21 protein-coding genes are annotated in these 24,516 nt (G+C 64.0%); 2 read left to right on the plus strand and 19 right to left on the minus strand.

Going from position 1 to position 24,516, the window contains the following annotated elements; genetic code table 11:
• The first annotated feature begins 1,045 nt into the window (after positions 1–1,045).
• Positions 1,046–2,026, plus strand: coding sequence for a 2,3,4,5-tetrahydropyridine-2,6-dicarboxylate N-succinyltransferase (gene dapD / locus ACI0FO_RS18295; RefSeq protein WP_416028882.1), 981 nt, complete (start codon positions 1,046–1,048; stop codon positions 2,024–2,026).
• A gap of 80 nt (positions 2,027–2,106) precedes the next feature.
• Here dapD and ACI0FO_RS18300 read toward each other — a convergent pair whose 3' ends face one another.
• Positions 2,107–2,727 (minus strand): hypothetical protein, encoded by a 621-nt coding sequence (locus ACI0FO_RS18300; protein ID WP_416028884.1) that lies wholly within the window; start codon positions 2,725–2,727, stop codon positions 2,107–2,109.
• A gap of 187 nt (positions 2,728–2,914) precedes the next feature.
• Positions 2,915–3,778: a class II glutamine amidotransferase gene (locus tag ACI0FO_RS18305; RefSeq protein WP_416028886.1), complete on the minus strand. Its 864-nt coding sequence runs from the start codon at positions 3,776–3,778 to the stop codon at positions 2,915–2,917.
• A gap of 118 nt (positions 3,779–3,896) precedes the next feature.
• Between ACI0FO_RS18305 and ACI0FO_RS18310 the strand changes: the two genes are divergently transcribed.
• Positions 3,897–4,958: a threonine aldolase family protein gene (locus ACI0FO_RS18310; protein ID WP_416028888.1), complete on the plus strand. Its 1,062-nt coding sequence runs from the start codon at positions 3,897–3,899 to the stop codon at positions 4,956–4,958.
• A gap of 29 nt (positions 4,959–4,987) precedes the next feature.
• Here the strand turns inward: ACI0FO_RS18310 and ACI0FO_RS18315 are convergent, their stop codons facing one another.
• From ACI0FO_RS18315 to ACI0FO_RS18395, 17 genes are all read right to left on the minus strand, one after another.
• Positions 4,988–5,815, minus strand: coding sequence for an AraC family transcriptional regulator (locus ACI0FO_RS18315; RefSeq protein WP_416028890.1), 828 nt, complete (start codon positions 5,813–5,815; stop codon positions 4,988–4,990).
• A gap of 16 nt (positions 5,816–5,831) precedes the next feature.
• Positions 5,832–7,895 (minus strand): UvrD-helicase domain-containing protein, encoded by a 2,064-nt coding sequence (locus ACI0FO_RS18320; protein ID WP_416028892.1) that lies wholly within the window; start codon positions 7,893–7,895, stop codon positions 5,832–5,834.
• Between the two features lie 208 nt (positions 7,896–8,103).
• Positions 8,104–10,194, minus strand: a complete 2,091-nt coding sequence (locus tag ACI0FO_RS18325) for a primosomal protein N' (protein ID WP_416028894.1) — start codon at positions 10,192–10,194, stop codon at positions 8,104–8,106.
• A gap of 271 nt (positions 10,195–10,465) precedes the next feature.
• Positions 10,466–11,539 carry a uroporphyrinogen decarboxylase gene (hemE, locus tag ACI0FO_RS18330; protein WP_416028896.1) on the minus strand — a complete coding sequence of 358 codons (1,074 nt, stop codon included), beginning with the start codon at positions 11,537–11,539 and terminating at the stop codon, positions 10,466–10,468.
• A 101-nt stretch (positions 11,540–11,640) separates the two neighbouring features.
• Complete coding sequence (locus ACI0FO_RS18335; RefSeq protein WP_416028898.1) at positions 11,641–12,543, minus strand: helix-turn-helix domain-containing protein; 903 nt, start codon at positions 12,541–12,543, stop codon at positions 11,641–11,643.
• Between the two features lie 108 nt (positions 12,544–12,651).
• Positions 12,652–13,689 carry a hypothetical protein gene (locus ACI0FO_RS18340; RefSeq protein ID WP_416028900.1) on the minus strand — a complete coding sequence of 346 codons (1,038 nt, stop codon included), beginning with the start codon at positions 13,687–13,689 and terminating at the stop codon, positions 12,652–12,654.
• A gap of 297 nt (positions 13,690–13,986) precedes the next feature.
• Positions 13,987–14,412: a F0F1 ATP synthase subunit epsilon gene (locus ACI0FO_RS18345; protein ID WP_105559610.1), complete on the minus strand. Its 426-nt coding sequence runs from the start codon at positions 14,410–14,412 to the stop codon at positions 13,987–13,989.
• A gap of 9 nt (positions 14,413–14,421) precedes the next feature.
• Entirely contained in the window at positions 14,422–15,825 is a 1,404-nt protein-coding gene (atpD, locus tag ACI0FO_RS18350) for a F0F1 ATP synthase subunit beta (RefSeq protein ID WP_006227272.1), read from the minus strand.
• Positions 15,826–15,867: 42 nt separating this feature from the next.
• Entirely contained in the window at positions 15,868–16,773 is a 906-nt protein-coding gene (atpG, locus tag ACI0FO_RS18355) for a F0F1 ATP synthase subunit gamma (protein WP_105559608.1), read from the minus strand.
• Positions 16,774–16,871: 98 nt separating this feature from the next.
• Complete coding sequence (atpA, locus tag ACI0FO_RS18360) at positions 16,872–18,413, minus strand: F0F1 ATP synthase subunit alpha (protein ID WP_054421222.1); 1,542 nt, start codon at positions 18,411–18,413, stop codon at positions 16,872–16,874.
• A gap of 28 nt (positions 18,414–18,441) precedes the next feature.
• Positions 18,442–18,981, minus strand: coding sequence for a F0F1 ATP synthase subunit delta (locus tag ACI0FO_RS18365; RefSeq protein WP_105559607.1), 540 nt, complete (start codon positions 18,979–18,981; stop codon positions 18,442–18,444).
• Between the two features lie 12 nt (positions 18,982–18,993).
• Positions 18,994–19,464 carry a F0F1 ATP synthase subunit B gene (locus ACI0FO_RS18370; RefSeq protein WP_006227275.1) on the minus strand — a complete coding sequence of 157 codons (471 nt, stop codon included), beginning with the start codon at positions 19,462–19,464 and terminating at the stop codon, positions 18,994–18,996.
• 144 nt (positions 19,465–19,608) lie between these two features.
• Positions 19,609–19,851: a F0F1 ATP synthase subunit C gene (atpE, locus tag ACI0FO_RS18375; RefSeq protein ID WP_003815363.1), complete on the minus strand. Its 243-nt coding sequence runs from the start codon at positions 19,849–19,851 to the stop codon at positions 19,609–19,611.
• A gap of 118 nt (positions 19,852–19,969) precedes the next feature.
• On the minus strand, positions 19,970–20,851 hold the full coding sequence (gene atpB, locus ACI0FO_RS18380) for a F0F1 ATP synthase subunit A (protein WP_416028905.1): 882 nt from the start codon (positions 20,849–20,851) through the stop codon (positions 19,970–19,972).
• Positions 20,852–20,938: 87 nt separating this feature from the next.
• Positions 20,939–21,352, minus strand: a complete 414-nt coding sequence (locus ACI0FO_RS18385) for an ATP synthase subunit I (protein ID WP_416029281.1) — start codon at positions 21,350–21,352, stop codon at positions 20,939–20,941.
• 563 nt (positions 21,353–21,915) lie between these two features.
• Positions 21,916–23,466, minus strand: a complete 1,551-nt coding sequence (locus tag ACI0FO_RS18390) for a DUF1254 domain-containing protein (protein ID WP_416028907.1) — start codon at positions 23,464–23,466, stop codon at positions 21,916–21,918.
• 254 nt (positions 23,467–23,720) lie between these two features.
• Positions 23,721–24,497, minus strand: a complete 777-nt coding sequence (locus ACI0FO_RS18395; RefSeq protein WP_416028909.1) for an enoyl-CoA hydratase — start codon at positions 24,495–24,497, stop codon at positions 23,721–23,723.
• Positions 24,498–24,516: the final 19 nt, after the last annotated feature.

Below are 24,516 nucleotides of genomic sequence, written 5' to 3' on the forward strand. Positions count from 1 at the left end.
TGGCGGTGGTGGTTCTTTAGACGCCCGTCACGGCGCCCCCCGGCGAGAGCGGGTCAACGATTGCGGTCCGGAGCCTTCGCTCCGGACTCGCCTCGGCGGCCCCCCCATCGTCCTCTTCGTCACTGCCTGCGGCAGCTCCTTCAGATTCCGACGGGCTTATTGACTCCCCGCTCTCGCCGGGGGACCGCCGTGCCGGGCTCTTTCAGTCGCAATCTCGCGACCGCCGGGAAGAACGGTTTGCTTGCGTTCTCGTCAACAAAGGCGTGGGGTGGATGATCTTGCGGGGCCCGCTCGCGGCCGGCCGCGCGCGCGGCCTTGGAGACTTGGCGGCGTCATGCGTCGTGATGTTGTTGATCGTGCTCCGTAGGATGGGTGGAGCGCGAGAGTTCTTAAGCAAAAACACTGCCGCCCAGCGCGCGCAACCCATCAAGCGGCGGTTGCGTTGTGGCTGAAGCGGGCAAGAAATGACCGCAGCATGATGGGTTGCGCGCGATGGACGCCGGCGTCCTCATGCCGAATTTGCCGCGCTCCACCCATCCTACGATTGACGCCCAGCTAGTAAGAAGAACGACCGCACCGGATCGTATCGACAGTCTCCCTATTAGACGGCTGGCGCGCGCGCAGGTCTGGCTACGCACACAGCTATCTGCCGCGCGCCACCCGTCGCTCCACCTCCCCCGCCTGACGGCGGGGCCAACAGAAAACCACCCATCAAAAGCGCGCAAACCAAGACGGCGCAGCTCGTCGCCGGGGTCGGGTGGGTGGCGCGCAACCTTGATGCGCCCGAGGGAATCTGAAGGCAGCGGCCGCAGGCCGCAACGAAGATGACGAGAGGGCAGTCCGGAGCGAAGGCTCCGGACCGCAATCGTGGGCGCGCGCCACCCACCCGACCCCGGCGGCGAGCGCCCCACGAAGATCCAAGCCCACACGCCCACGAAGATCCAAAGCCCACACACCCACGCAGCCCAGAATCCTCCTCGAAGATCCCCGCCCCGCCCCCACAATCGCCTAGAATCCCCCCATTCCCAGCCCCGAAACCTCCGCCATGTCCGCCCCCGCCCCTCAAAGCGCCATCGCCTATGGCCTTGCCACGCTTGCCGCTGACGGCACCGTTCTGGATACCTGGTATCCGCGTCCCTCGCTGGCCGATCACGCTCCCGCTGGCGGGACCCGTCATCTGACGCCCGAAGAAGCGCGTGCCGCGCTTGGCGAACACGTTCCCACCGCCCTCATTCGGGACACCCGCCGTAAAGTCGATATCGTTGCCGTGCGCACCGCCATCGCCTCGCTCGACGAACCGCCCGCTGACGCGCATGACGCCTATCTGCGCCTGCATCTGCTTAGCCATCGGCTGATCCGCCCGCACGACGCCAACCTGGATGGCTTGTTTGGCGTGCTTGCCAACGTTGCGTGGACCTCCGTCGGCCCTTGCGCCGTCGATCAGGTCGACGCCTTGCGCTGGCAACTACGCGCCACCGGCCAGACCCTTGAAATCCGCGGCGTCGACAAAATCCCGCGCATGACCGACTACGTCGTGCCCGGCGGCGTGCGCATCGCCGACACTGCGCGCGTGCGCTTGGGCGCCCATCTGTCGCCCGGCACCACTGTGCTGCATGAAGGATTTTGCAACTTCAATGCCGGCACGCTCGGCGCGTCCATGGTCGAAGGCCGTATCAGCGCGGGCGTCATCGTCGACGACGGCAGCGACATCGGCGGTGGCGCCTCCATCATGGGCACCATGTCCGGCGGCGGCAAGCAAGTCGTGTCCATCGGCAAACGCTGCCTGTTGGGCGCGAACTCCGGCCTGGGCATTTCGCTGGGCGACGATTGCGTGGTGGAGGCGGGCTGCTACGTTACCGCCGGCACCCGCGTGCTGACGCCGGAAGGCGCCGTCGTAAAAGCCTTGCAGCTAGCGGGCCAACATGGCCTGCTGTTCCGCCGCAACTCGCAGACCGGCGTCGTCGAATGCCTGGTGCGCACCGCTGCCTGGGGCGCGTTGAACCCCGCGCTGCACGCGGGGCACTGAATGGAAAAGGGCCGCTGACAGCGGCCCTTTCTTCATCCTGGAACAGCCGGCGCGCCTGGCGCCGCTGGGGCCATGCCCACTCAGGCGTATTCCGCCGCTTGCCCCAACTGGTCGTACACCAGGTTAACCAACAGGTCCGAACTGAGGATGCGCGTGGCCACGCTCGAGAACACCGTCTTGCCGCTGTCGTCTTGCAGGGTGACCGTCTCGGTCCAGTCATTCAGGTCAATGCGCTTAAGCGACTCGTAAGGCCAGGTGGCGCCGCCAATGTGCAGCCCTTCCGCCGACAAAGCCAGCTCTTGCGTTTCCAGGTCCGGGAATTCGCCGGCCTTCACATAGCGGAACGGAACACGCGTGCCATTGGCGATCATCGCTTCCAGCACCGGCAGACGCTGCTCGACGTAGCGCGAACGGAATCCATCCATGAAAACGGGGAAATCGGTGGTGCCGCTGGGCACCACGGTCCAGTCTGCCGCCGCGTCCGTGCGATAGGCAAGGCTGTTGACCGGGCCCGCTGCGGCGTCCGGACCGGCAGCGAACAGGCAAAGATCCTGGATATCCGCGAAAGCGGTGTATTGGCGCGTGTCGCCCTGCTGGCTGACGACACCCTTGTCATGCAATTCAAAGCGAACCGGGGCGTTCCCCGTGTGCGTAAACACCGCCAATGCGTCAGAGGCCTGCGGGGTTTTGCTATTAGTCATGCAACTTCCTTATTCAGTTAGGGTGCTTTCGCGGCCCAGGACGTCGCAAAGTCATGCGACACGCATTCTCCCCCATATGAGGAATACGTGCTTGATGACCCCTTTTATCGCTGGGCCGCCCCAAGATAAAAGCGCCCCCTCGGGGGGCAGCAAGCACGCAAGGCGTGCGCAGCGTGGGGGGCCTTGCTTATCGCTGGGCCGCCCCAGGCGGGATCGGCAGGAACGGATAGTGCGTCACGTCGCCCCGCCCGGCGATGATCGCCGTGGATTCGGGCACCTCTTCCCAGGCGCCCGGCATTTCGGTCAGGGGCTCGGACAGCAGCAGAAAAGCATCTTCGTCCAGCGCCGCGATCTGCGGATCGTCGGGGTAGAGCTCGCGCAGATGCCGCACGCAGGTATTGTGGAACAAGGTGCGCGACTCGGTCTCGCTGGAATAACGCACCGCGATCAGGCGTTCGCCGTCCAGCGCGCAGACGGTCATGTTGATGGGATGCGCCACGCCATGGCGCCGCCCCGTCTCCTCGACCGCGCCCACCATGCGCGCCAGCGCAGGGATAGGGTCTTCCTCCAGACCGAACGTCAGCGCCAGCAAGAACATCACCTCGGAATCCGTGGACCCCTCGAGCGAGCCGAAATACGCCGGCGCGATCATCAGCATCAGGTCGCGGCGCAAAAGCGGGTAATCGCGGATCACGCCGTTATGCACGAACAGCCATTGCCCGTGCCGGAACGGATGGCAATTGGTTTCCTGCGCGGGCGTATCGGTGGCCGCGCGGATATGCGCCACGAACAACGGCGCGTGAATCGCGCGCGCCGCCTCGCGCAGGTTACGGTCGTTCCAGGCCGGGTGCACGCTGCGGTAGCGAAACGGCGGCTCTGGGGGACGGCCATCCGCGGGGCGTCCGTACCATCCCAGCCCGAAACCGTCTCCGTTCGTCGTGGTGGCGCCCAGACGCGCGTGCAGGCTCTGATCGATCAGGGAGTGCTTGGCCTTGAACAGCACGCTCTCCATCTGCAGGGGATTACCGGTGTAAGCCAGCCAACGACACATGACGCGCTCCTTCAAGACAGTCTTGCCCAGTGTAGGAGCGACCCGCAATTTTCTACAAGCTTGCGCGCCCAGCCAACGGCATAGTGGCCCTTTCCCAGTATCAGCCGGAACCTGTCCCGTGAATACGTCCTCATCCGTCCCCGCCCTGCAACAGGGCTTTTCCAGCGACAACATCGCGGGCGCCAGCCCCGAAGTCTTCGAAGCCTTGATGCGCGCAGGCGCGGGCCAAGCGCCGGCCTATGGCGCGGACGACGGCACGCTGCGCGTGCAGCGCAAACTGGCCGACATCTTCGAACACGAGGTGGACGTGCTGCTGGTGCCCACCGGCACCGCCGCCAACTCGATCAGCCTGGCCGCGTTGACCCCGCCCTGGGGCGCCGTGCTGTGCCACGCCCAGGCCCATATCGCCAACGACGAATGCGGCGCGCCGGAGTTCTACACTCACGGCGCGCGCCTCAAGCTGCTGGGCGGCGACGCCGCCAAGATCGATCCCGCGGAGCTGGCCGTCGAAGCGCGCCGCAAAGTGGGTGACGTGCACTCCGTCCAACCGTCGTGCGTCAGCATCACCCAGGCCACCGAGACCGGCGCGGTCTACACGCAAGATGAGATCACCGCCATCGGCCGCGTCTGCCAAGATGCCGGCTTGCCCTTGCATATGGATGGCGCCCGTTTTGCGAACGCATTGGTCAGCCTGGCATGCACGCCAGCGGAAATGACCTGGAAGGCCGGTGTCGAGATTCTGTCGTTCGGCGCCACCAAGAACGGCGTGCTGGGCACCGAAGCCATCGTGGTGTTCAACCCGGAACGCGCCCGCGAACTCGAGTTCCGGCGCAAGCGCGGCGGGCATTTGTTCTCGAAAATGCGGCTGCTGTCAGCGCAATTGGAAGCGTATCTGGATGGCGACCTGTGGCTGCGCAACGCGCGCCAGGCCAACGCCATGGCCGCACGTCTGGCGGCCGGCATGCAGGGGCTTGCGGGCGTGACGTTGCAAGGCACGGCCGATGCCAACATCCTGTTCTGCCAATTGCCCGCTCACGCCATCGAGGGCCTGCTGGCCGATGGTTTTCGCTTCTATCACGATCGCTGGGGCCCTGGCGTGGTGCGCCTGGTGACGTCGTTCGCCACGCAGGCGCAGGATGTGGACTACTTCCTGTCCGCGCTGCGTGCACGGGTGTCTTGAGGCCTTTGCCCAAGGCGCCCGCCTGCGGCCTACGCCGCAGGCAAGTACGCCGAGGGCGGTGCGCCGTAAGCCGTGCGGAACGCCCGGTTGAAGTGGCTCTGGTCGTAGAAGCCCACATCCGCCGCCACCTGGGCCACCGACCCCTTCGCGGCGGCCAGGGCCGCGCAAGCGCGCTCAAGCCGCAGCCGCACCAGCCACGCATGCGGCGTCAAACCCGCCGAATGCGTGAAGCGCCGCAGGAACTGGAAGCGGCTTAATCCACATAGCCGGGCCAGATCGTCCAGCGCGATCTTCTCGCACAGGTGCGCTTGGCAATAGTCCCGCACCGCGCGCAGATGCGTGGGCGACAGGCCGCCCTTGACAGGATCGGGCCGCACCGCGCCGGTCCGCGCGAACAAGGCGCCCATCAGCGCCAGCGATTGCGATTCCTGCGCCAATGGCGCAGCCGGCGCGCCAGACATCCACGCGCTGTGCAGCGCCATGAAGCGGGCAGCCAGCGCAGCATCCTCGACCAGCGTGCCGAAGAAGCGTTCATCGGCCGCCGCGCCCGACACCTCTTCGATAAAGCCACGCATCAGTTCGGCCGACAGGCGGAACGTCTTCAACGTGTAGGACGCGCCATCATCGCCGACGCCCGCGCCGTCGTGAATCTCGCCTGGCGGCATCAGGGCGATGCCGCCAGGGCCCAGCAAGATGCTCTTGCCTCGAAAGGACTGGCGCTGCACGCCCTGCGTCACCAATCCGATGTGATAGTCGACATGGTAGTGGCGGTCGAACTGGAACGCGCTGAACCGCGCCTCGCCCAGCACCAGTCCCGGCGTGCCGGGCACCGGATGGTATCGGACGTCGTCTGTCATGGCGTCGGCTCCCGCGCTATTTCTTCAGCAGCGCCTTCAGCATTGCCATGCGCTCCTTGGGATTCATGGCGGCCGTGGCTTCATCTTCCTGCACCCGCACGTCACCCAGCCCCATCTCTTCGATGAAGCGCGAGGGCTCGCGCACCACGTCTTCGCGGGCGCGGCGGCGGCGCTTGCACCAGCTCAGATTCAGGCTGCGCTGCGCGCGCGTGATGCCCACGTACATCAGGCGGCGTTCTTCTTGAATGCGCGTCGCCAGGTTTTCGGCCGCGCGCGCGGGGTCGCCGACCTCGTCGTCCTTGCCCAGGTGGGGCAACAGCCCCTCTTCGACACCGGCCAGGTACACGTGCGGATACTCCAGGCCCTTGGACGCGTGCAGCGTCGACATCTTGACGGCATCGGGCTCGTCTTCTTCGCCACGCTCCAGCATGGTGACCAGTGCCACGTGCTGCACCAGGTCGAAGAGCGTCATATTGTCTTCTTCGGCCTTGCGCTTGAGCCAGCCCGTCAGTTCCAGCACATTCTGCCAGCGCGTTTGCGCGGGACGCTCTTCAAACAGTTCGAACAGGTGGCGTTCGTACTGGATGGCTTCCACCAGATCGTCCAGGATGACGCCCGCAGGTTCGGCGGGCGCCGCGTCCTTGCCCGAGGTCGCGCCACGTCCGGCGCGCCACTGCATGCGGCGGATGAACTCGGCGAAGGTGCGCAGCGGGTCCAGCTGGCGCGGCGCCAACTGGCTTTCCAGGCCCGTCTCGGCCACCGCCGCCAACAGCGAGATCTCGCGCGTGGCCGCGTACTGCCCCAGCACCTGCAAGGTCGCCTGGCCAATGCCGCGCTTGGGCGTGGTGGCGGCGCGGATAAAGGCGGGATCGTCATCGTCATTGGCCAGCAGCCGCAGATACGACAGCACGTCGCGCACTTCGGTCTTGTCGAAAAAGCTCTGGCCGCCCGAAATCGTGTACGGAATCTTCAGGTTGCGCAGGGCTTGTTCCAGGATGCGCGACTGGTGGTTGCTGCGGTACAGGATGGCGAAATCCTTCCACTGCGCCTGGCGCTCGAAGCGCGAGGCCGAGACCTTCATGGCGATCGATTCCGCTTCCTGCTCTTCGCCATCCATCGCCGACACCAGGATCGGTTCACCCACACCCAGATCCGACCACAGCTTCTTTTCGAACAGCTTGGGATTCTTTTCAATGACCGCATTGGCGGCCGCCAGAATGCGCTGCACCGAGCGGTAGTTCTGTTCCAGCTTGATGAGCTTGATGTTGGGATAGTCGGTCGTCAGCTTGGCCAGGTTTTCGATCGTGGCGCCGCGCCAGGCGTAGATCGCCTGATCGTCGTCGCCGACCGCCGTGAACATGGCGCGCGAGCCGGTCAGCAGCTGCACCAGACGGTATTGGCACACGTTGGTGTCCTGGTATTCGTCCACCAGCAGATAGCGCACGCGGTTCTGCCAACGCGTGCGCACTTCCTCGTTGCTGGCCAGCAGCAAGGCGGGAATGCGGATCAGGTCATCGAAATCCACCGCCTGATAGGCGGCCAGCGTGGCGGCGTAGCTGCGATAGATGTTGGCCGCTTCGACGTCGCCGGGGGTCACGGCTTCGCGCGCGGCGTCGTCCGGCTCCAGCAGCGCGTTCTTCCACAACGAGATAATGCCCTGCACGTGCCGCAGACGGGCCTTGTCGGTCGTGGCCAACAGTTCCTGGATGATCGACATGGCATCGTCGGCGTCCAGGATCGAAAACGTGGGCTTCAAGCCCGCGTTGCGCGCTTCTTCGCGCAGCATCTTCACGCCCAACGAGTGAAACGTGCTGATGATCAAGCCCTTGGACAGCTTGCGGTCCACCAGCGTCTTCACGCGCTCGTCCATCTCGCGCGCGGCCTTGTTGGTGAAGGTCAGGGCCACCACGTTGCGGCCCATGTAGCCGCATTCCCGCAGCAGATAGGCAATCTTCTGCGTGATCACGCGTGTTTTGCCGCTACCGGCGCCGGCCAGCACCAGGCACGGGCCGTCCAGGTAAAGCACCGCCTCCCTTTGGGCGGGATTCATGCCTTGACCAATAGATTCGCTTGCGGACATTTTGAGAGTTGGATCGTCATGCGTCGCGCTCGCCGCAATGCGGCCGCGGCCGCCAGGCGCAAGGCCTGCGGCCGCCCGTCAGCGGGCCGGTAACACGCGAAAAAATGGGGACGGGCGCAGCCGCCGATGCGGGCCTGCCACGCCAGCGCGATAGAGGAAGACGATCATAGAACAATCGGATGGATGACGCATCGGCCGTTGCCCAGGGTCAGATTTCCAGCGGATCGACTTCCAGTTGCCAGCGCACGCGCGCCTCGTTGGCGATGTAAGGCAGGTGGTGCGACCAGGACGCCAGGAACGCCTGCAAGGCGGGCCGGCTGGCGCTTTCCACCAGTAGTTGGGCGCGCTCGATGTTGGCCACCCGCACCACGCGCAGCGGCACCGGGTCGTACAGCATGATCGCGTCCAGGCCCGGAAAGTCCGCGGCCCATTCGCCTTCCGGCAGCACCCGCGCGCGTTCCAGGAAGGCTTGCGCCACCTTCAGCTCGCGCGCCTCGGCGGTCAACAGCGCTTGGTAGACGAAGGGCGGCAAGCCGGTGCTTTCGCGTTCGTGCAGTGCGTGCCGCGCAAAGCCCGCGTAGTCGTGGCGCAGCAGCGCCTGGTACACGGGCTGCTCGGGATAGCCGGTCTGGATCAGCACCTCGCCGTTGCCCTGGTGGCGTCCCGCGCGGCCCGCCACCTGCATCAATTGGGCAAACAGGCGCTCGGGCGCGCGGAAGTCGTGCGCGAACAGCATCGAATCGGAATTCAGCACGCCCACCAGTCCCAGCCGAGCAAAATCGTGGCCCTTCGCCACCATCTGCGTGCCCACCAGAATGTCGACCTCGCCCGCATGCACCGACGCGAACAGCGCCTCGGCGCTGCCTTTTTTGCGAGTGCTGTCGGCATCGATGCGCAGGATGCGCGCGCCGGGAAACAGCTCGGCAAGATGTTCTTCGATGCGTTGCGTGCCGCGGCCCATCGGCGCCAGGTCTTGGTCGCCGCATTCCGGGCACGCATGCGGCACCGGCGCCTGATAGCCGCAATGGTGGCATTGCAGGCGATGGCCCCGGCCTTCGGTACGGTGCAGCACGGTAAATGCCGTGCAGCGCGGACAATTGCTGACCCATGCGCAAGACTGGCAATGCAGCACCGGCGAATAACCGCGCCGGTTCAGGAAAATCAGCGACTGCTCTTTCCGTTCCAGCCGCTGTCCAATGGCCTCCAGCAGCTGCGGCGACATGCCGTGCTTCATCTGCAAGCGGCGCGTATCCACCAGCCGCATGGACGGCAGGCTGCTGGAACGCGCGCGGGCCGGCAACGTCAGGCGCAGATATCGGCCCCGCTCGGCGTGCTGCCAGGTTTCCAGGGACGGCGTGGCCGACCCCAGCACCACGGGAATGTCCAGATCGTGGGCGCGCCACACGGCCAGGTCGCGCGCCGAATAGCGCAGGCCGTCCTGCTGCTTGTAGGAGGCATCGTGTTCTTCGTCCACGACGATCAGGCCCAGCTTGCTCAAGGGCGCGAAAATCGACATGCGCGTGCCCAACAGCATGCGCGCGTCGCCGCGCTGGGCACGCGCCCAAGCCTGCAGGCGTTCGCCGTCGGACAGGCCGCTGTGCATGACGGCCAGCCCATCCGGACCAACCACCGCCTCAAGGCGCGCGCGCAGCGCCCCTTCCAGCTGTGGCGTCAGGTTGATTTCGGGCACCATCAGGAGCACTTGGCGCCCCTGCGCCAGCACGCGTTCCGCGGCCCGCAGATACACCTCGGTCTTGCCGCTGCCCGTCACGCCATGCAGCAACACGGGCTTGAACCCCGCCAGCGCGCCAATAGCGTCCACGGCGGCGGCCTGCGCTTCGTTCAGTTCAGGAGGCTGGTCGGCCTTGGCCGGCGCGCGGGCCGCCTTGCGTTTGCGGTTGTCCAGCCGAGCCACCGGGCCGCCCGCCGACCGCTTGCCCTGGTACGCGGTGGGTTTGCGCAGGGGCGGCGGCAACGTCGGCAGCATCACCTCGCCCAAGGGGCGCTGGTAATAGTCCGCGGCAAACCGGGCCAGGCGCAGCCAGTCCTCGTCAAAAGGCGGCAGATCGTCCAGCACCTGTTCGATGGGCACGATCTTTTTGGGGTCGAAAGACGGTTCGGCCGGGTTCTCCACCACGACCCCGATCATCTTGCGCCGCCCGAACGGCACGATCACCCGCAACCCGACCGGCACCGGCGCGTCGCTGCGGTAATCGAAGGGGCCGGGCAAGGGCACGTCCAGCGCCACGCGCACCCAGCAAACCGCTGCGGGAGTCGTAATCGGCGGCACTTCAGACATGGAGGCTTGGACGGTGCATGGGGCGGGTTGCCTGTGGATAACTTTGGGGAAAAGGCTGGGGCAACGTCAGGATTTGGAATAAGCGTAGATTGCGCACGCCGTTGCAATCCGGTGGAAAACTTGATTTTTGTTTTTTAAAACAAATACTTATGCAAGCTTCCAAGATTGTAAACTAGCTTCTAAAGGGTTTTCCCCGAGCAAAATCTTGCTGTGCACAAGTGCTTGCCGGGGCCCCCAAACTTCGGCCCTTCGGACCGAAGCGTTCACTCACTTACCCCCTCAGCGAGCGGCTATGTTGGTGGACTTCGTCGACCAATTCCGCTACGGCTTCCGGCGGGGTGAAGCGCGAAATGCCATGACCCAGATTGAACACATGACCGCCCTTGCCGACCGGGCCAAATGCGTCCAGAACACGGCGAGCCTCCGTCCGGATGCCGGACGCGCCGCCAAACAACGCCATGGGGTCCAGGTTGCCCTGGAAAGCCACGGAATCGCCCGTGCGGCGGCGGGCCGCAGCCAGGTCCACCGTCCAATCCAGCCCTACGGCATCGCAGCCGCAAGCCGCGATCTGTTCCAGCCATTGGCCGCCGCCCTTGGTGAAGACAATGACCGGGACGCGCCGGCCTTCGTGTTCGCGGGTCAGACCGGCCACGACCTTTTTCGTGTAGGCCAGTGAAAACTGCTGGAACAGGCCATCGGCCAGCACGCCGCCCCAGCTGTCGAACAGCATGACGGCCTGCGCCCCGGCGGCGATCTGCGCGTTCAGGTATTGCAGCGTGGCTTCGGCATTGATTTCCAGGATGCGGTGCAGCAGGTCCGGACGCGAATACAGCATCGTCTTGATCAGCCGGTAGTCGTCGCTGCCCTGCCCTTCGACCATGTAGCAGGCAATGGTGAACGGGCTGCCGGCAAAGCCGATCAGCGGCACCTTGCCGTCCAGCTCGCGGCGGATCACGCTGACCGCGTCGAACACATAGCGCAGCTTGTCCATGTCGGGCACGGCCAGGCGCGCCACGTCTTCCTCGGTCCGCACGGGGCGGGCAAAGCGCGGGCCTTCGCCTTCAGCGAAATCCAGACCCAGGCCCATCGCGTGCGGCACGGTCAGGATGTCCGAGAACAGGATGGCCGCATCCAGGTCGAAGCGCTCCAGCGGCTGCAATGTGACTTCCATCGCATAGTCCGGATTCTGAGCCAGGCCCATGAAAGAGCCTGCCCGGGCGCGCGTGGCGCGGTACTCGGGCAGGTAGCGACCCGCCTGGCGCATCAGCCAGATCGGGGTATAGGGCACGGGCTCGCGCAGGAGCGAGCGCAAGAACACATCGTTCTTCAAGCTGGAAGCAGACACGACTATCCTCGATGATCGGAAGCCGTGATTTTACTTCCCCAAGCTGACAAGGCACGCCCGGCGGGCAGACGCGTCTTGTCGGGACGCAAGCCCGTCGAAGTTCAGTCGCCCATCCGGCGTGCCAATGCCGCCTGCCGATAAGGAGCGGCCTCGATGCCGTGCTTGCGCATCAGCGCCCAAAACGCGCGCCGATGCTTGGCGCAGGCCCGCGCCGCCTGGGCCACGTTGCCGCCATGGCGCGACAGCGCGTGGCGAATGTAGTCCCGTTCGAAGCCGTCCACCACCAGGGATTTCGCCACGCGGAACGATTCCTGCGCCGGCAATCGCCGCATATCCCGGGAATCCCGCGCCGCATCCCGATTGTCCCGGGCGTCGCCCATTTCCCGCATGCCCCTCATGCCCCGCATGTCCGGCATGTCCCGACGGTGTCGCATACCGGCCAGGGTCGGGTCGACGAATGCCGCCAGCACGCGCGGCCGGGCCTGGCCGTGCGCCTCTGCCCCGTCGGATCCCGGATAGCTGGCCGCCGGCTCCTGCAGGCCCGCGCCTGCCGGATGCCGCCATGCCGACGGCCGCGCCATCCGGCCTAATCGCACCCTGACGCTCTCCAGGCAGGCGGGCTGCGCGATGAAGTCCGCCACGCCCAGCCCCAGCAGGTCTTCGATGGCCGGGGCCTTCATATCGTCCATCAACAGAAGCACCGGGGTCGTCAGCGCGGGGCCCGCCTGGGCCAGGGCCATCCGCGCCCAGGCAACCGTGGACGGCGTCACGGGCAGGATGCAGCCGTCATATCGCCTGAGCGACACCGCCAGGCGCGCCAGCGCCCGGACGTCGTGGCCCTGCAACGGCAACGGATCCGGGCCGGGGAACAGCCCGGATTCCTCAAGGGGCACCAAGTGCAGCCGAACCCGCGCCATACGGGCTTGATGCCGGGCGACCCAATCCCGCATGGCACCTTCGTGGCCAGGCGCCAGCAGAACGCCGCAATCCAGGACTTCTCGCACGCTTCCCCCTTTGGCTCAGTAAGCAAAGTTGAAGGCTACTGTCGCGGCATCGGCGTGCATATTCGTACTTGGCGCAAGATGGTTATTTCTCAGACCCAAGGTCTGCGCTCATGTCCATTCTGAACTGGTAGCGTCCTCTGTTTTTGAGTCGCCGGCGTCCCGATCGGCCATCTTCATATTGAATACCAAGCCCCCGGCGCTATAACCACTCGCCCGCCCAACGACCGGCCCAGAACTACGCGCCTGGACAATGGCTGGTTTCGGCTCGGGTTCCGGCCCGAATTCGTCGTCCGTTTCCCACGCGGTATCAGCCTGGTCGTCATCCTCCTTAATATGGACGCGGCGCTGATTTATGGCCTGTGCCAGGTCAGCGTTCACGGCCGGCTGCGCTTGCCGAGGCTTTGCCTGCACGGCCATCGGCGGCGGTTCCGCATGCGTCGTCGCAATTTTCGACACCCACCCTTTCGGCGGAGGTGGCGGCGGTGTCGGTATCGCCGAAGCGGTCTTGGCCGCCTGCGGCTGCGATTGCTCGTGCGCTTTCGACGTGCGCGGAAGCGGCTCGGCTATGGGGGAGGCGTTCTCTTGCGGCTGCGGCCGCGCGTACTCCTTTGGCGTGCGCGGAAGCGGCTTGGGGGCTGCCGAGGCATTAGCTTGCAGCTGCGGGCCCGCCTGCTCCGTTGGCGTGGGCGGGAGCGGCTTGGGGGCCACTGAGGCATTCTCTGGCGGCTGCGGGCGCGCCTGCTCCATTGGCGTGGGCGGAAGCGGCTTGGGTATCGCCGAACCATGCCCTGGCGGCTGCGCGTGCGCCTGCTCTGTTGGCGTGGGCGGAAGCGGCTTGGGTATGGTTGGCGACTGTTGCGCATTGGGCGGTGCTGCGCCAGCGCCAGCCGAGCGATGTTGCGTTCGCAGCTCCTCAGCCTTCGCCCGAACGGCTGCGCGCTGGCTCGGACTTGCGCTAATCATGAAAACCAGCGCCTTCAGGCCGATGCCGATCGCCGCTAGCTTCTGCGCGATGCGCGCCGTGGGCGATTCAGTTTGGACAAATGTGCGCGCCCCCAACTTGCCGGTCTGCGCCGAAGCGGTTTTTGCGGCTTGATGGGTAAAAAAAATACGTGCAGCGTTGAATGTCGAAATGCCATTGCTCATGGAGCGACCCCTGAGTGACTTGCCGTTGGCTAAAACATGCAATATGCGACGTGCACATTGATTGAGTCAGTAACGGCAAGATGGGCCGAGTTCCCATAGCAAACAATGGGAATAAAAGCCCCCACCCTTGTGGCCGATCAACTGGCCAGCGGAGCGCTGTCCAAGAAAACCAGGCGGATCAAATGAAAAACCCCCGAAGGTGGGCACTATGCCCAACTTTCGGGGGTTAGTTCAGCCGAGCGTGGGGCATTTATTAGCAGCCCCACGCGGCTGAAAGATCGCTTGTTGCAGCGCCGCTTAGTGCGAACGACCGCCTTGGCGCAGCTTGCGCGCCGCGATGGCTTGCGCAGCCAGCATGGCGAGTTCCGCTTCCACGACAGCGATGTCAGCCTTGTCCTTGGCGTTCGCAAGGGCCTCTTCGGCCTTCTTGCGAGCTTCCAGGGCACGGGCTTCGTCCAGGTCGGAGGCACGGATAGCCGTGTCGGCCAGAACCGTCACGCTGCCCGGCTGCACTTCCAGAATGCCCCCGGCGACGAAGATGTTTTCCTCGCCTTGGTCGGCACGAACGATCTTGACCGTCCCGGGGCGTATGCGCGAAATCAGCGGGGTGTGGCCGGGCAAAATGCCCAGTTCACCCGCTTCGCCAGGCAGCACCACGAACTTCGCCTCACCGGAGAAGATCGCTTCCTCTGCGCTGACGACATCCACATGCAGGGTAGCCATATCGGTTCCTTATTGCAGTTTCTTGGCCTTCTCGAAGGCCTCGTCGATCGAACCGACCATGTAGAAGGCCTGTTCCGGCAGAGCATCGCACTCGCCGTTCACGATCATCTTAAAACCACGGATGGTTTCAGCCAGCGGAACGTACTTGCCGGGCGAGCCGGTGAACACTTCAGCGACGTGGAACGGCTGCGACAGGAAGCGCTGGATCTTACGAGCGCGGGCCACGGCCTGCTTGTCGTCGGGCGACAGTTCGTCCATACCCAGAATCGCGATAATGTCGCGCAGTTCCTTGTAGCGCTGCAGCGTTTGCTGCACGCCGCGGGCAACCGCGTAGTGCTCTTCGCCGACGACTTGCGGGTCGAGCTGGCGGCTGGACGAATCCAGCGGATCCACGGCCGGGTAGATACCCAGCGAAGCGATGTCACGCGACAGCACGACGGTGGAGTCCAAATGCTGGAAGGTCGTGGCAGGCGACGGGTCGGTCAAGTCATCCGCAGGGACGTACACGGCCTGGATGGACGTGATCGAGCCCGTCTTGGTCGACGTGATGCGCTCTTGCAGCTTGCCCATTTCTTCAGCCAGCGTGGGCTGGTAGCCCACGGCCGACGGCATACGGCCCAGCAGTGCGGACACTTCGGTACCGGCCAGCGTGTAGCGGTAGATGTTGTCCACGAAGAACAGGATGTCGCGGCCTTCGTCACGGAACTTCTCGGCCATCGTCAGGCCGGTCAGCGCCACGCGCAGACGGTTGCCCGGGGGTTCGTTCATCTGACCGAACACCATGGCGACCTTGTCCAGAACGTTCGACTCTTCCATTTCGTGGTAGAAGTCGTTGCCTTCGCGGGTACGTTCGCCCACGCCGGCAAACACCGACAAACCGCTGTGCTGCTTAGCGATGTTGTTGATGAGTTCCATCATGTTCACGGTCTTGCCCACGCCGGCGCCGCCGAACAGGCCGACCTTGCCGCCCTTTGCGAACGGGCACACCAAGTCAATCACCTTGATGCCGGTTTCCAGCAGTTCCACCGACGGCGACAGCTCGTCGAAGCGGGGAGCCGATTGGTGGATGCCACGCTTTTCTTCGTGTTGGATCGGGCCGGCTTCGTCGATGGGACGACCCAGCACGTCCATGATGCGGCCCAGCGTGCCGGTGCCGACCGGCACCGAGATCGGGGCGCCCGTGCCCGTGACCTTCATGCCGCGGCGCAGACCGTCGCTGGAGCCCAGCGCAATGGTACGCACCACGCCGTCGCCCAGCTGTTGCTGCACTTCCAGCGTCAGGCCCTTTTCGGCGAACGACGAAGACTCGTCGTCGGCCAGGGTAAGCGCTTCATAGATCTTGGGCATGTGATCGCGGGGGAACTGAATATCCACCACGGCGCCGATGCACTGAACGATGGTTCCGTTGCTCATGTCGATTCCTTGCTTGATAGCTTTAGATGGGAGCTGCCTGCCTTAAACGGCGGCAGCGCCCCCTACGATTTCCGAAATTTCTTTGGTGATCGCGGCCTGACGGGTCTTGTTGTAGACCAGTTGCAGCTCTCCGATGACCTTCTTGGCGTTGTCCGACGCCGCCTTCATGGCGACCATCCGGGCCGACTGCTCCGAAGCCATGTTCTCGGCCACGGCTTGATACAGCAGGCCTTCAACGTAACGCTGCAGCAGGTCGTCGATCACGCTACGGGCGTCGGGTTCGTAGATGTAATCCCAGCTGTAGTCCGACTTCACTTCCGACGTCTTGGCCAGGCTATCAGCACCCGTTTGGTACGGATCTTCCAAACCACTGGCCAACGGCAGCAGACGCAAGAACAACGGCTCCTGCTTCATCGTGTTGACGAAGCGGGTCGAAGCCACGTACAGCGCGTCGATGCGGCCATCCAGGTAGGCGTCCAGCTGCACCTTGATCGCGCCCAGCAGGCGGTCCAGTTGCGGCTTGTCGCCCAGTTGCACTTCCTGGGAAACCAGATTGGCGCCGATACGGGTCAGCACACCCACGCCCTTATTGCCGAAAGCGGTCGCTTGCACGGCGATGCCGTTTTTCTCGAACTCTTTCAGCTTGCCCAACGTCACGCGAGTGATGTTGGTGTTCAAGCCGCCGCACAAACCCTTGTCAGTCGTCACCATGACCACGCCGACCGCTTTGATTTCGCGTTCGACCAGGTACGGGTGGCTGTACTCGGGGTTGGCCTGCATCAGGTGCGCAGCAATCTCGCGCACCTTGGTGGCATACGGACGACCAGCACGCATCCGTTCCTGCGCCTTGCGCATTTTGGATGCGGCGACCATTTCCATCGCCTTGGTGATCTTGCGCGTGTTTTGCACGCTCTTGATCTTGGTTCGGATTTCCTTAATTCCGGGCATTGCGCTTTCCTGTGAAGACTGGCCGATGGGTTCCGCTCACGCCTCAACCATCCGGTAAGGATGGGTGAGGCGTTGCAGACGCCTAACCCATCACTTTCTTAAAAAGCACCGTGCTTCTTGAATTCCTGAACGGCGGTGGCCAATTCGGCCTCGTCGTCCTTGGACAGTTCCTTGGTGTCTTCGATGCGCTGGATCATGGCCGCATGCTTGGCCTTCAACTGATCCTTCAGCGACTTCTCGAACGACAGCACTTGGGCCACGTCCACGTCATCCAGGTAGCCGTTGTTGACCGTGTACAGCGTGACGGCCAGTTCCCACACTTGCAGCGGCTGGTATTGCGGCTGCTTGAGCAGTTCCACCACGCGCTTGCCGCGTTCCAGCTGGCGACGGGTCGCGTCGTCCAGGTCGGAAGCGAACTGCGCGAAGGCGGCCAGTTCACGGTACTGCGCCAAGTCGGTACGGATACCGCCGGACAGCTTCTTGACGACCTTGGTCTGCGCAGCGCCACCCACACGCGACACCGAGATACCGGCGTTGATAGCGGGGCGGACACCGGCGTTGAACAGGTCGGTTTCCAGGAAGATCTGGCCGTCGGTGATCGAGATCACGTTGGTCGGAACGAAAGCGGACACGTCGCCGGCCTGCGTTTCGATGATCGGCAGCGCGGTCAGCGAACCGGTCTTGCCCTTGACGGCGCCGTTGGTGAACTTTTCGACGTAGTCTTCGTTCACGCGGGCGGCACGTTCCAGCAGACGCGAGTGCAGGTAGAACACGTCGCCCGGGTAGGCTTCACGGCCCGGCGGACGGCGCAGCAGCAGCGACACTTGGCGATAGGCCCAGGCTTGCTTGGTCAGATCGTCATAAACGATCAGGGCGTCTTCGCCACGATCGCGGAAGTACTCGCCCATCGTGCAACCGGCGTAAGCAGCCAGGTATTGCATGGCGGCGGAGTCGGAAGCGGTAGCAGCCACGACGATGGTGTATTCCATCGCGCCGTGCTCTTCCAGCTTGCGGACCACGTTGTTGATCGTGGAAGCCTTCTGGCCGATGGCGACGTACACGCAGGTGACGCCCTTGCCCTTCTGGCTGATGATGGTGTCGACAGCGACGGCGGTCTTGCCGGTCTGGCGGTCGCCAATGATCAGTTCGCGCTGGCCGCGGCCGATCGGCACCATCGAGTCGATAGCCTTGACGCCGGTTTGCAGCGGTTGCGACACCGAGCGGCGGGCGATAACGCCAGGCGCCACTTTTTCGATGATGTCGGTAGCCTTGGCGTTGATCGGGCCCTTGCCGTCGATCGGCTCGCCCAGCGTGTTGACCACGCGGCCTTTCAGTTCCGGACCGACCGGGACTTCCAGAATGCGGCCGGTCGTCTTGACCTGGTCGCCTTCGGAGATGCCGGTGTAGTCGCCGAGGATAACGGCGCCGACGGAATCACGCTCGAGGTTGAGCGCCAGACCGAAAACGTTGTTGGGAAATTCGAGCATTTCGCCCTGCATCACGTCGGACAAGCCGTGGATGCGGGTAATACCGTCGGTCACGGACACGACGGTGCCCTGAGTACGGACATCAGCCGAAGCGCCCAGGCCCTCGATGCGGCTCTTGAGCAGTTCGCTGATCTCGGAGGGATTGAGTTGCATATTGACTCCTGGAATCCTGTTAGTTGCCTTAAGCGGCGAGCTGATCGCGCATGCGGACCAATTGGGCTTGTACGGAAGTATCGAGCACCTGGTCGCCGACAGCCACGCGCACGCCGCCGATCAACGACTGGTCGACGGTGACGTTGGGCTTGAGCTTGAGGCCGAATTTTTGTTCGAGCGCGGCAACCAGTTCTTTGACCTGGTCGTCGCTCAGTTCGAACGCGCTGGTGATTTCCGCCTGCGCCGTGCCCTCGTGACGATTCCGCAGCACCACGAATTGCGTGGCGATGTCGGGCAGCAGCAGCAGTCGGTCGTTTTCAACCAGCAGCTCGATGAAATTACGGGCGGCCTGCGGCAGTTCGGCCTTGATCAGGCCGGAAAACAGCTCAACGCGCTGCTTGTCGCCCAGACGCGGATCGGCCATGGCCTCGCGCACGTCGGGGTTGGAGGCGACCTGCGACATTTCGCTGACCAGGTCGGCCCAGGCCGGCAAGCCGGCCTTGTCGTCGCGCGCTGCGCTGAAGAGCGCTTCAGCGTAGGGACGGGCAACAGTGGAAAGTTCAGCCATGACGGTCCCGGATTAAAGCTGCGCGCGAAGCTGGTTCAGCAGCTCGGCGTGGGCGCGGGCGTCAACCTCGCGCTTGAGGATCTGTTCAGCACCCTTGACAGCCAACGCGGCAACGTCGTCGCGCAGCGAGTCACGAGCGCGCTGGACTTCCTGCGCGGCATCTTGAGCAGCTTGAGCCACGATACGGGCGCGTTCAGCTTCCGCTTCACGGCGGGCTTGCTCGATCAGCGAGGCGGCTTGCTTTTCGGCCTCGATGATGCGGGCGTGGTTTTCGGACTTGGCAGAAGCCTCGATAAGACTGACACGCGCCTGGGCTTGAGCCAAGTCGGCTTTGCCCTTCTCGGCGGCGGCAAGGCCGTCGGCGATTTTTTGGCGGCGCTCGTCCATCGCCTTCGTCAGAGGAGGCCACACGAATTTCATCGTGAACCAGCCCAGAACGAAGAACACGAGCATCTGGAAAATGATCGTCGCGTTCAGATTCACGGTCGTTCCTTTAACACCTTGCGGCTCCGACCGCACCCGGAAAGGGGCGTCACGGAGCACTCGATACTTTGCTGACCGGCGACGGGACTTGCGCCCACATCGCCGCCAGCGTCATGACCCGCCTATTCGCCGGCGGGCGCTGCCTTAGCCGACGAACGGATTGGCGAAGGCGAACAGCATGGCAATACCCACGCCGATCAGGAATGCCGCGTCGATCAGGCCAGCCAGCAGGAACATCTTCGTTTGCAGAGCGTTCATCAGCTCAGGCTGACGAGCCGAAGCTTCCAGATACTTGCCGCCCATCAGTGCGATGCCGATGCAAGCGCCGATAGCACCCAAACCGATGATGAGACCGCAAGCGAGGGCAACGAAAGCGACGTTGGTCATGACAACTCCTTGGTTAGAAATCTGAAGTCAAAAATTGAAAAATAAGAGGTACAGCTCAATGCAAGATAATCTTGCTATCCCACGCTGGCCGGGTGGCCAGCGCAAGAAATTCGGGGGATCAGTGGCCTTCGTGTGCCTGGCCGAGGTACACCAGCGTCAGCATCATGAAAATGAAGGCCTGCAGCAGAACGATCAGGATGTGGAAGATCGCCCAGATGGAGCCGGCCAGGACGTGGCCAATCCCCAAGCCGATGCTGGCGCCGTTAAAGCCGGTCCAGGCGCCGCCCAGGAGGGCGATCAGCATGAAAATCAGTTCGCCGGCGAACATGTTGCCGAACAACCGCATGCCCAGCGACACGGACTTGGCGGCGTATTCGATCAGGTTCAGCAGCAGGTTGAACGGGGCCAGCACAACAGCGCCCAGGCCGTGCGCATGGAACGGCGCGGTGAACAGTTCTTTGACGAAGCCGCCCGGGTGCTTGATCTTGATGCCGTAGTAGAACATCAGCAGCAGCACGCCCAGCGACATGCCCATCGGCACGTTCAGGTCGGCGGTCGGCAGAATGCGGTGGTAATAGAGGGGATCGCCGTGTTCCGCGCCCAGGCCGGTCAGGCGCCAGATGGAGGGCAGCAGGTCGACCGGCAGCAAGTCCAGCGCGTTCATCAGGATGATCCAGAGGAACACGGTGAGCGCCAGCGGGGCGATGAAAAGACGGCTCTTGGCGTTGTGGACGATGCCCTTGGCCTGGTCGTCGACCATGTCGACGATCATTTCCACAAAAGCCTGGAAGCGGGTCGGCACGCCACTGGTGGCGCGGCGAGCAGCGCGCCACAGAAAGAAGATGACGATCAGACCCATCAGGCCAGACCAGAACAACGAGTCGTAATTGATGATGTCGAACTGAGCAATTGCGCTCTGTTTCTCACCGGTATTGTTCAGATGCACCAAGTGATGCTGAATATACGCGGACTGAGGCGACACGTCGCTGGCAGCAGCCATTTGAATCCTACCCTATTTGCTGTATGCCCGAACCCTTGCGAGCCGGACGATTCCACGATCACGTTTGCCGCTACTTACTACTCGGCGCTAAGACAACTTGCGGAACATCAAGAGCAGGAGGTAGCCCTTCAATGTGAGTATCAGACCGAGCAATGCGGCAGGCCACACCAGGGTGTCCTGCGCCACACGCGAAAGCAGCCACAACAACAATGCCGTTGCGAACAGCTTGATCAACTCACCAGAGAGAAAGGTAAAAGGGTTGGCGCGACCAGACCGAACGCTGACAACCAGGCGCAATGCAAACAATGCATTGGGTATGAAATACGCTCCCGCCCCCGCCAGCGCCGACCAACCAGCCGCCGCCCCTCCGACAACCCCTGCAATTACTGCCGCTGCGAGCCCCATGGCGCCTTGCGCCGCCAATGCCAACAGGAGCCCGCGGCTAGCTTGAGCATCCAGCGCCGCGCGATCCGCGTCGCTAAGAACCAGAACTTTGTCCATCTCGTCCTGGTCCAACAAACCCTGCTGCACATGTTGCATCGAGTTCTGCTGCATCAAACTACCCCGCTGTACTTCTTGCCCCTATCAGAACCGGCGTGCCCGCACTTGAAACCTGGTCCTTTGGCCCTACATAGATCAAAGGCACCGCTTTCAAGTACGCGCTAGTGCCTGGATTCAGACTGCCTGGGTCCGCTTTTCAGCATTCGCCTTGCAGCATTTGCTTAGCGTTTGCCTAGCATTTGCCTTTGCGTTGCTTTCGCGTTCTTCCCCGCATTCCGCATCCATTCACTGCTTACCAGCCGCCACGTGTTCTTATCCCGCAAGCGTCAAACCCGCAGAGTATAGCGTGATTCTTTTTGCCCAAGCAAATGAACTTTCGGCCGTTTGTAAGGTGCAAACAACGACCTTGGCGTACCAAGGCGCGCATCAAAAATAGGGACGCGAACGCGGCCGCCGAATGTGCCGCGCAAGGCTGCGCAACCCGCCTATCGCTCTTCAAATAAAGCGGCCCCGACATCGGGGCCGCTTTGTTCCGGCTGGCGGTGCCAATCGGGTGCGAAGGCTTAGTCTTCCTTGACCGGCGGCGGCGCCCACAAGCCGTCCAACGCCGTGTCTTGCGGCCAATACAGGCGCAGGCTAAGCAAGAACGGACCATCGGCGGCCGGCGTGCTGACCCAGTTCGACCGCTTCTTGTCGCCGGGGTCGCGACGCTGGATGTAGATGTCCAGCGAGCCGTCCGCGTTGTACTTCAGCCCGTCGGTGCTGCGCAGCGCGTAACGGTTGGCCGGATTGTCGGCGAAGCCGTGCTTGTCGTTATAGACATGCAGCGACCAGAACGCATTGACCGGCGGCAGCTGGCCCTTGTCAAAGTGCAGCACGTAGTCCTCGCTTGCGTCCAGCGCGCGGCCCTTCGAGTCGGCCAGCGTCACCGGGTACAACACGTCTTCCGGCGTCGGCGCGCCCAGACCCGCATAGGCGATGGCCGCGCGGCGCGCGTAGTCCGTGCCATACGTGCCGATGCCCGACAGGACCGTGTTCCAGCCGTTGATCGGCGTGCCCAGACGCGATACGCCATCGGCGATGCGCCGGCCCGCCAGCGGTTGCGCGTCGGCCAAAGCCTGCTGCACGGCCGGGCTCAAGCGCCCATAAGAGAACGGCTGGCGGCCGTCCAGGCCGATGCGGCGCATGCGGTCAAGGATCGGCGAATCGTTGGCATGCGGCGGATTGTTGCGCAACACATCGAAGAACAGCGTAAAGAACGACGCCGCGTCCATGCTGGCCGCCTGCTCGGCCGGCGTGCCGTCGGGCACGTTCACCGGCATGGGCATCGGCAACCCGCTGCCGATCGGGGCCGACCCCACGCGGGTGCCGGTCTGCGGATAGGCGTTGCCGCTGTGGCGGGCGCCGCGCACTGGCGTGGAGGCCGTCTGCGCAAGTAACGGGGCAGCCGTCATGCCGGCCTGGATCTGATTGACGGCGGCATAGTCCTGCGGGCCGCCGGTCTGCGTCCAGCCGATCAGCCAGCCTGTCGAAGTGGGGCTGCGGATCACGTCGATGCCTGCGGGAACGCTACCCTGCCAGTTCGGGCCGACGATTGCAAAGGATTGCGGGCCACGGCCGTTGGTGCGGGTGCCGCGCGAGGCGAACACATCGCTCCACATGTCCAACGCCGACAGCACCGAATAGCGTCCGCCGGTATCGGGCAGGTTCACGATCAGGGGCGTTTGCGACACGTCGAACCACAGGCTGGAGTACAGCGCGTCGGCGCTGGGCCACGGCGTATCGGCGGCGCGCGGGTCCGGGAAAGCCGTCTTGTGGCCGAACTGGTTCACCGGCGCGCGGCCGTCCAATGGGCTCTGCACGGCGGTGGCCTTGCGGCGCGCCAGTTCCATCAGCACCATGGGATAGGCGTAGACATAGGCGTCGATGGCCGTATCGCGCAGCTCCTGCTCGCTCATCTGCGGCGCGGCGGTGGTGGCGGGATACGGGGTTTCGGACACCAGGCGCAGTGTGGACTGCGGCGATTGAGCCTGAGTGGCGGTCACGAAGCAGGCGCTGAGCGCGCCTGCGAGAATCGCGGCGGACCACCGGCGATTGGCGATATATGTACGCATGCAAGGCTCCTTCTTGATTTTGTTTGCAAGCGAGCCGCCGCGCGGGACTTGCCAGGTTGGACAAGCCGCTCTGGCGCGGCACCTCTTGATGACGCTTAACCAGCATAGGGAAGATCCCTGCAACAAGGTGCTGCCCAGACGTTTCAAGGCGCAACCAGCAAACCTGTTCCGCGCGCCCATGAAAAACGCGCCCCGTGCGGGCGCGTCGTGAATATCCGGGCTTGCCCACGCCTGCGGCGTGGACGTAACAACAATTAACGGTGTTTAAAGTCCGGTTTGCGCTTTTCGCTGAAAGCGGCCATGCCTTCCTTCTGGTCTTCAGTGGCGAACAGCGAATGGAACACCCGGCGCTCGAACAGCAGACCTTCGTTGAGCGAGCTTTCGAACGCGCGGTTCACGCATTCCTTGGCCATCATGACGGACGGCAGCGACATGGACGCGATGACGGTGGCGGCGTCCAGCGCCTCTTCCATCAGCTTGTCCGCGGCGACCACGCGCGACACCAGCCCGGCGCGTTCCGCTTCTTCAGCCCCCATCATGCGGGCGGTCAGCGCCAGGTCCATCGCCTTGGCCTTGCCCACCGCGCGCGGCAGGCGCTGCGTGCCGCCAGCCCCCGGGATCACGCCCAGCTTGATTTCCGGCTGGCCGAACTTGGCCGTATCGGCGGCGATGATGATGTCGCACATCATGGCCAGTTCGCAGCCGCCGCCCAGAGCGTAGCCGGAGACCGCGGCGATCACGGGCTTGCGGATGCGCTTGAGGGTTTCCCAATTGCGGGTGATGTATTCGCTGCCGTACACGTCCATGTACGACCAGTCTTTCATCGCGCCGATATCGGCGCCCGCGGCAAAGGCTTTCTCGCTGCCGGTGATGACCACGCAGCCAATGTCGGCGTTCGCCTCGAACGCCAGCAACGCCGCGCCGAGCTCGTCCATCAGTTGATCGTTCAGCGCATTCAGCGCCTTGGGGCGGTTCAGCGTCAGCAGGCCGACGCGGCCCCGGGTTTCGACCAGTACAAACGACTCGCTCATTGAATGTCTCCAGTAATAA

The organism is Achromobacter marplatensis (assembly GCF_049060505.1).
GTDB classification, from domain to species: Bacteria; Pseudomonadota; Gammaproteobacteria; order Burkholderiales; family Burkholderiaceae_B; genus Achromobacter; species Achromobacter marplatensis_A.

Coding starts and splice junctions, on each gene's coding strand:
- dapD (WP_416028882.1), top strand. CDS start 1,046: ATGTCCGCCCCCGCCCCTCAAAGCGCCATCGCCTATGGCCTTGCCACG.
- ACI0FO_RS18300 (WP_416028884.1), bottom strand. CDS start 2,727: ATGACTAATAGCAAAACCCCGCAGGCCTCTGACGCATTGGCGGTGTTT.
- ACI0FO_RS18305 (WP_416028886.1), bottom strand. CDS start 3,778: ATGTGTCGTTGGCTGGCTTACACCGGTAATCCCCTGCAGATGGAGAGC.
- ACI0FO_RS18315 (WP_416028890.1), bottom strand. CDS start 5,815: ATGACAGACGACGTCCGATACCATCCGGTGCCCGGCACGCCGGGACTG.
- ACI0FO_RS18320 (WP_416028892.1), bottom strand. CDS start 7,895: ATGTCCGCAAGCGAATCTATTGGTCAAGGCATGAATCCCGCCCAAAGG.
- ACI0FO_RS18325 (WP_416028894.1), bottom strand. CDS start 10,194: ATGTCTGAAGTGCCGCCGATTACGACTCCCGCAGCGGTTTGCTGGGTG.
- ACI0FO_RS18340 (WP_416028900.1), bottom strand. CDS start 13,689: ATGAGCAATGGCATTTCGACATTCAACGCTGCACGTATTTTTTTTACC.
- ACI0FO_RS18345 (WP_105559610.1), bottom strand. CDS start 14,412: ATGGCTACCCTGCATGTGGATGTCGTCAGCGCAGAGGAAGCGATCTTC.
- atpD (WP_006227272.1), bottom strand. CDS start 15,825: ATGAGCAACGGAACCATCGTTCAGTGCATCGGCGCCGTGGTGGATATT.
- atpG (WP_105559608.1), bottom strand. CDS start 16,773: ATGCCCGGAATTAAGGAAATCCGAACCAAGATCAAGAGCGTGCAAAAC.
- atpA (WP_054421222.1), bottom strand. CDS start 18,413: ATGCAACTCAATCCCTCCGAGATCAGCGAACTGCTCAAGAGCCGCATC.
- ACI0FO_RS18365 (WP_105559607.1), bottom strand. CDS start 18,981: ATGGCTGAACTTTCCACTGTTGCCCGTCCCTACGCTGAAGCGCTCTTC.
- atpE (WP_003815363.1), bottom strand. CDS start 19,851: ATGACCAACGTCGCTTTCGTTGCCCTCGCTTGCGGTCTCATCATCGGT.
- atpB (WP_416028905.1), bottom strand. CDS start 20,851: ATGGCTGCTGCCAGCGACGTGTCGCCTCAGTCCGCGTATATTCAGCAT.
- ACI0FO_RS18385 (WP_416029281.1), bottom strand. CDS start 21,352: ATGGACAAAGTTCTGGTTCTTAGCGACGCGGATCGCGCGGCGCTGGAT.
- ACI0FO_RS18390 (WP_416028907.1), bottom strand. CDS start 23,466: ATGCGTACATATATCGCCAATCGCCGGTGGTCCGCCGCGATTCTCGCA.
- ACI0FO_RS18395 (WP_416028909.1), bottom strand. CDS start 24,497: ATGAGCGAGTCGTTTGTACTGGTCGAAACCCGGGGCCGCGTCGGCCTG.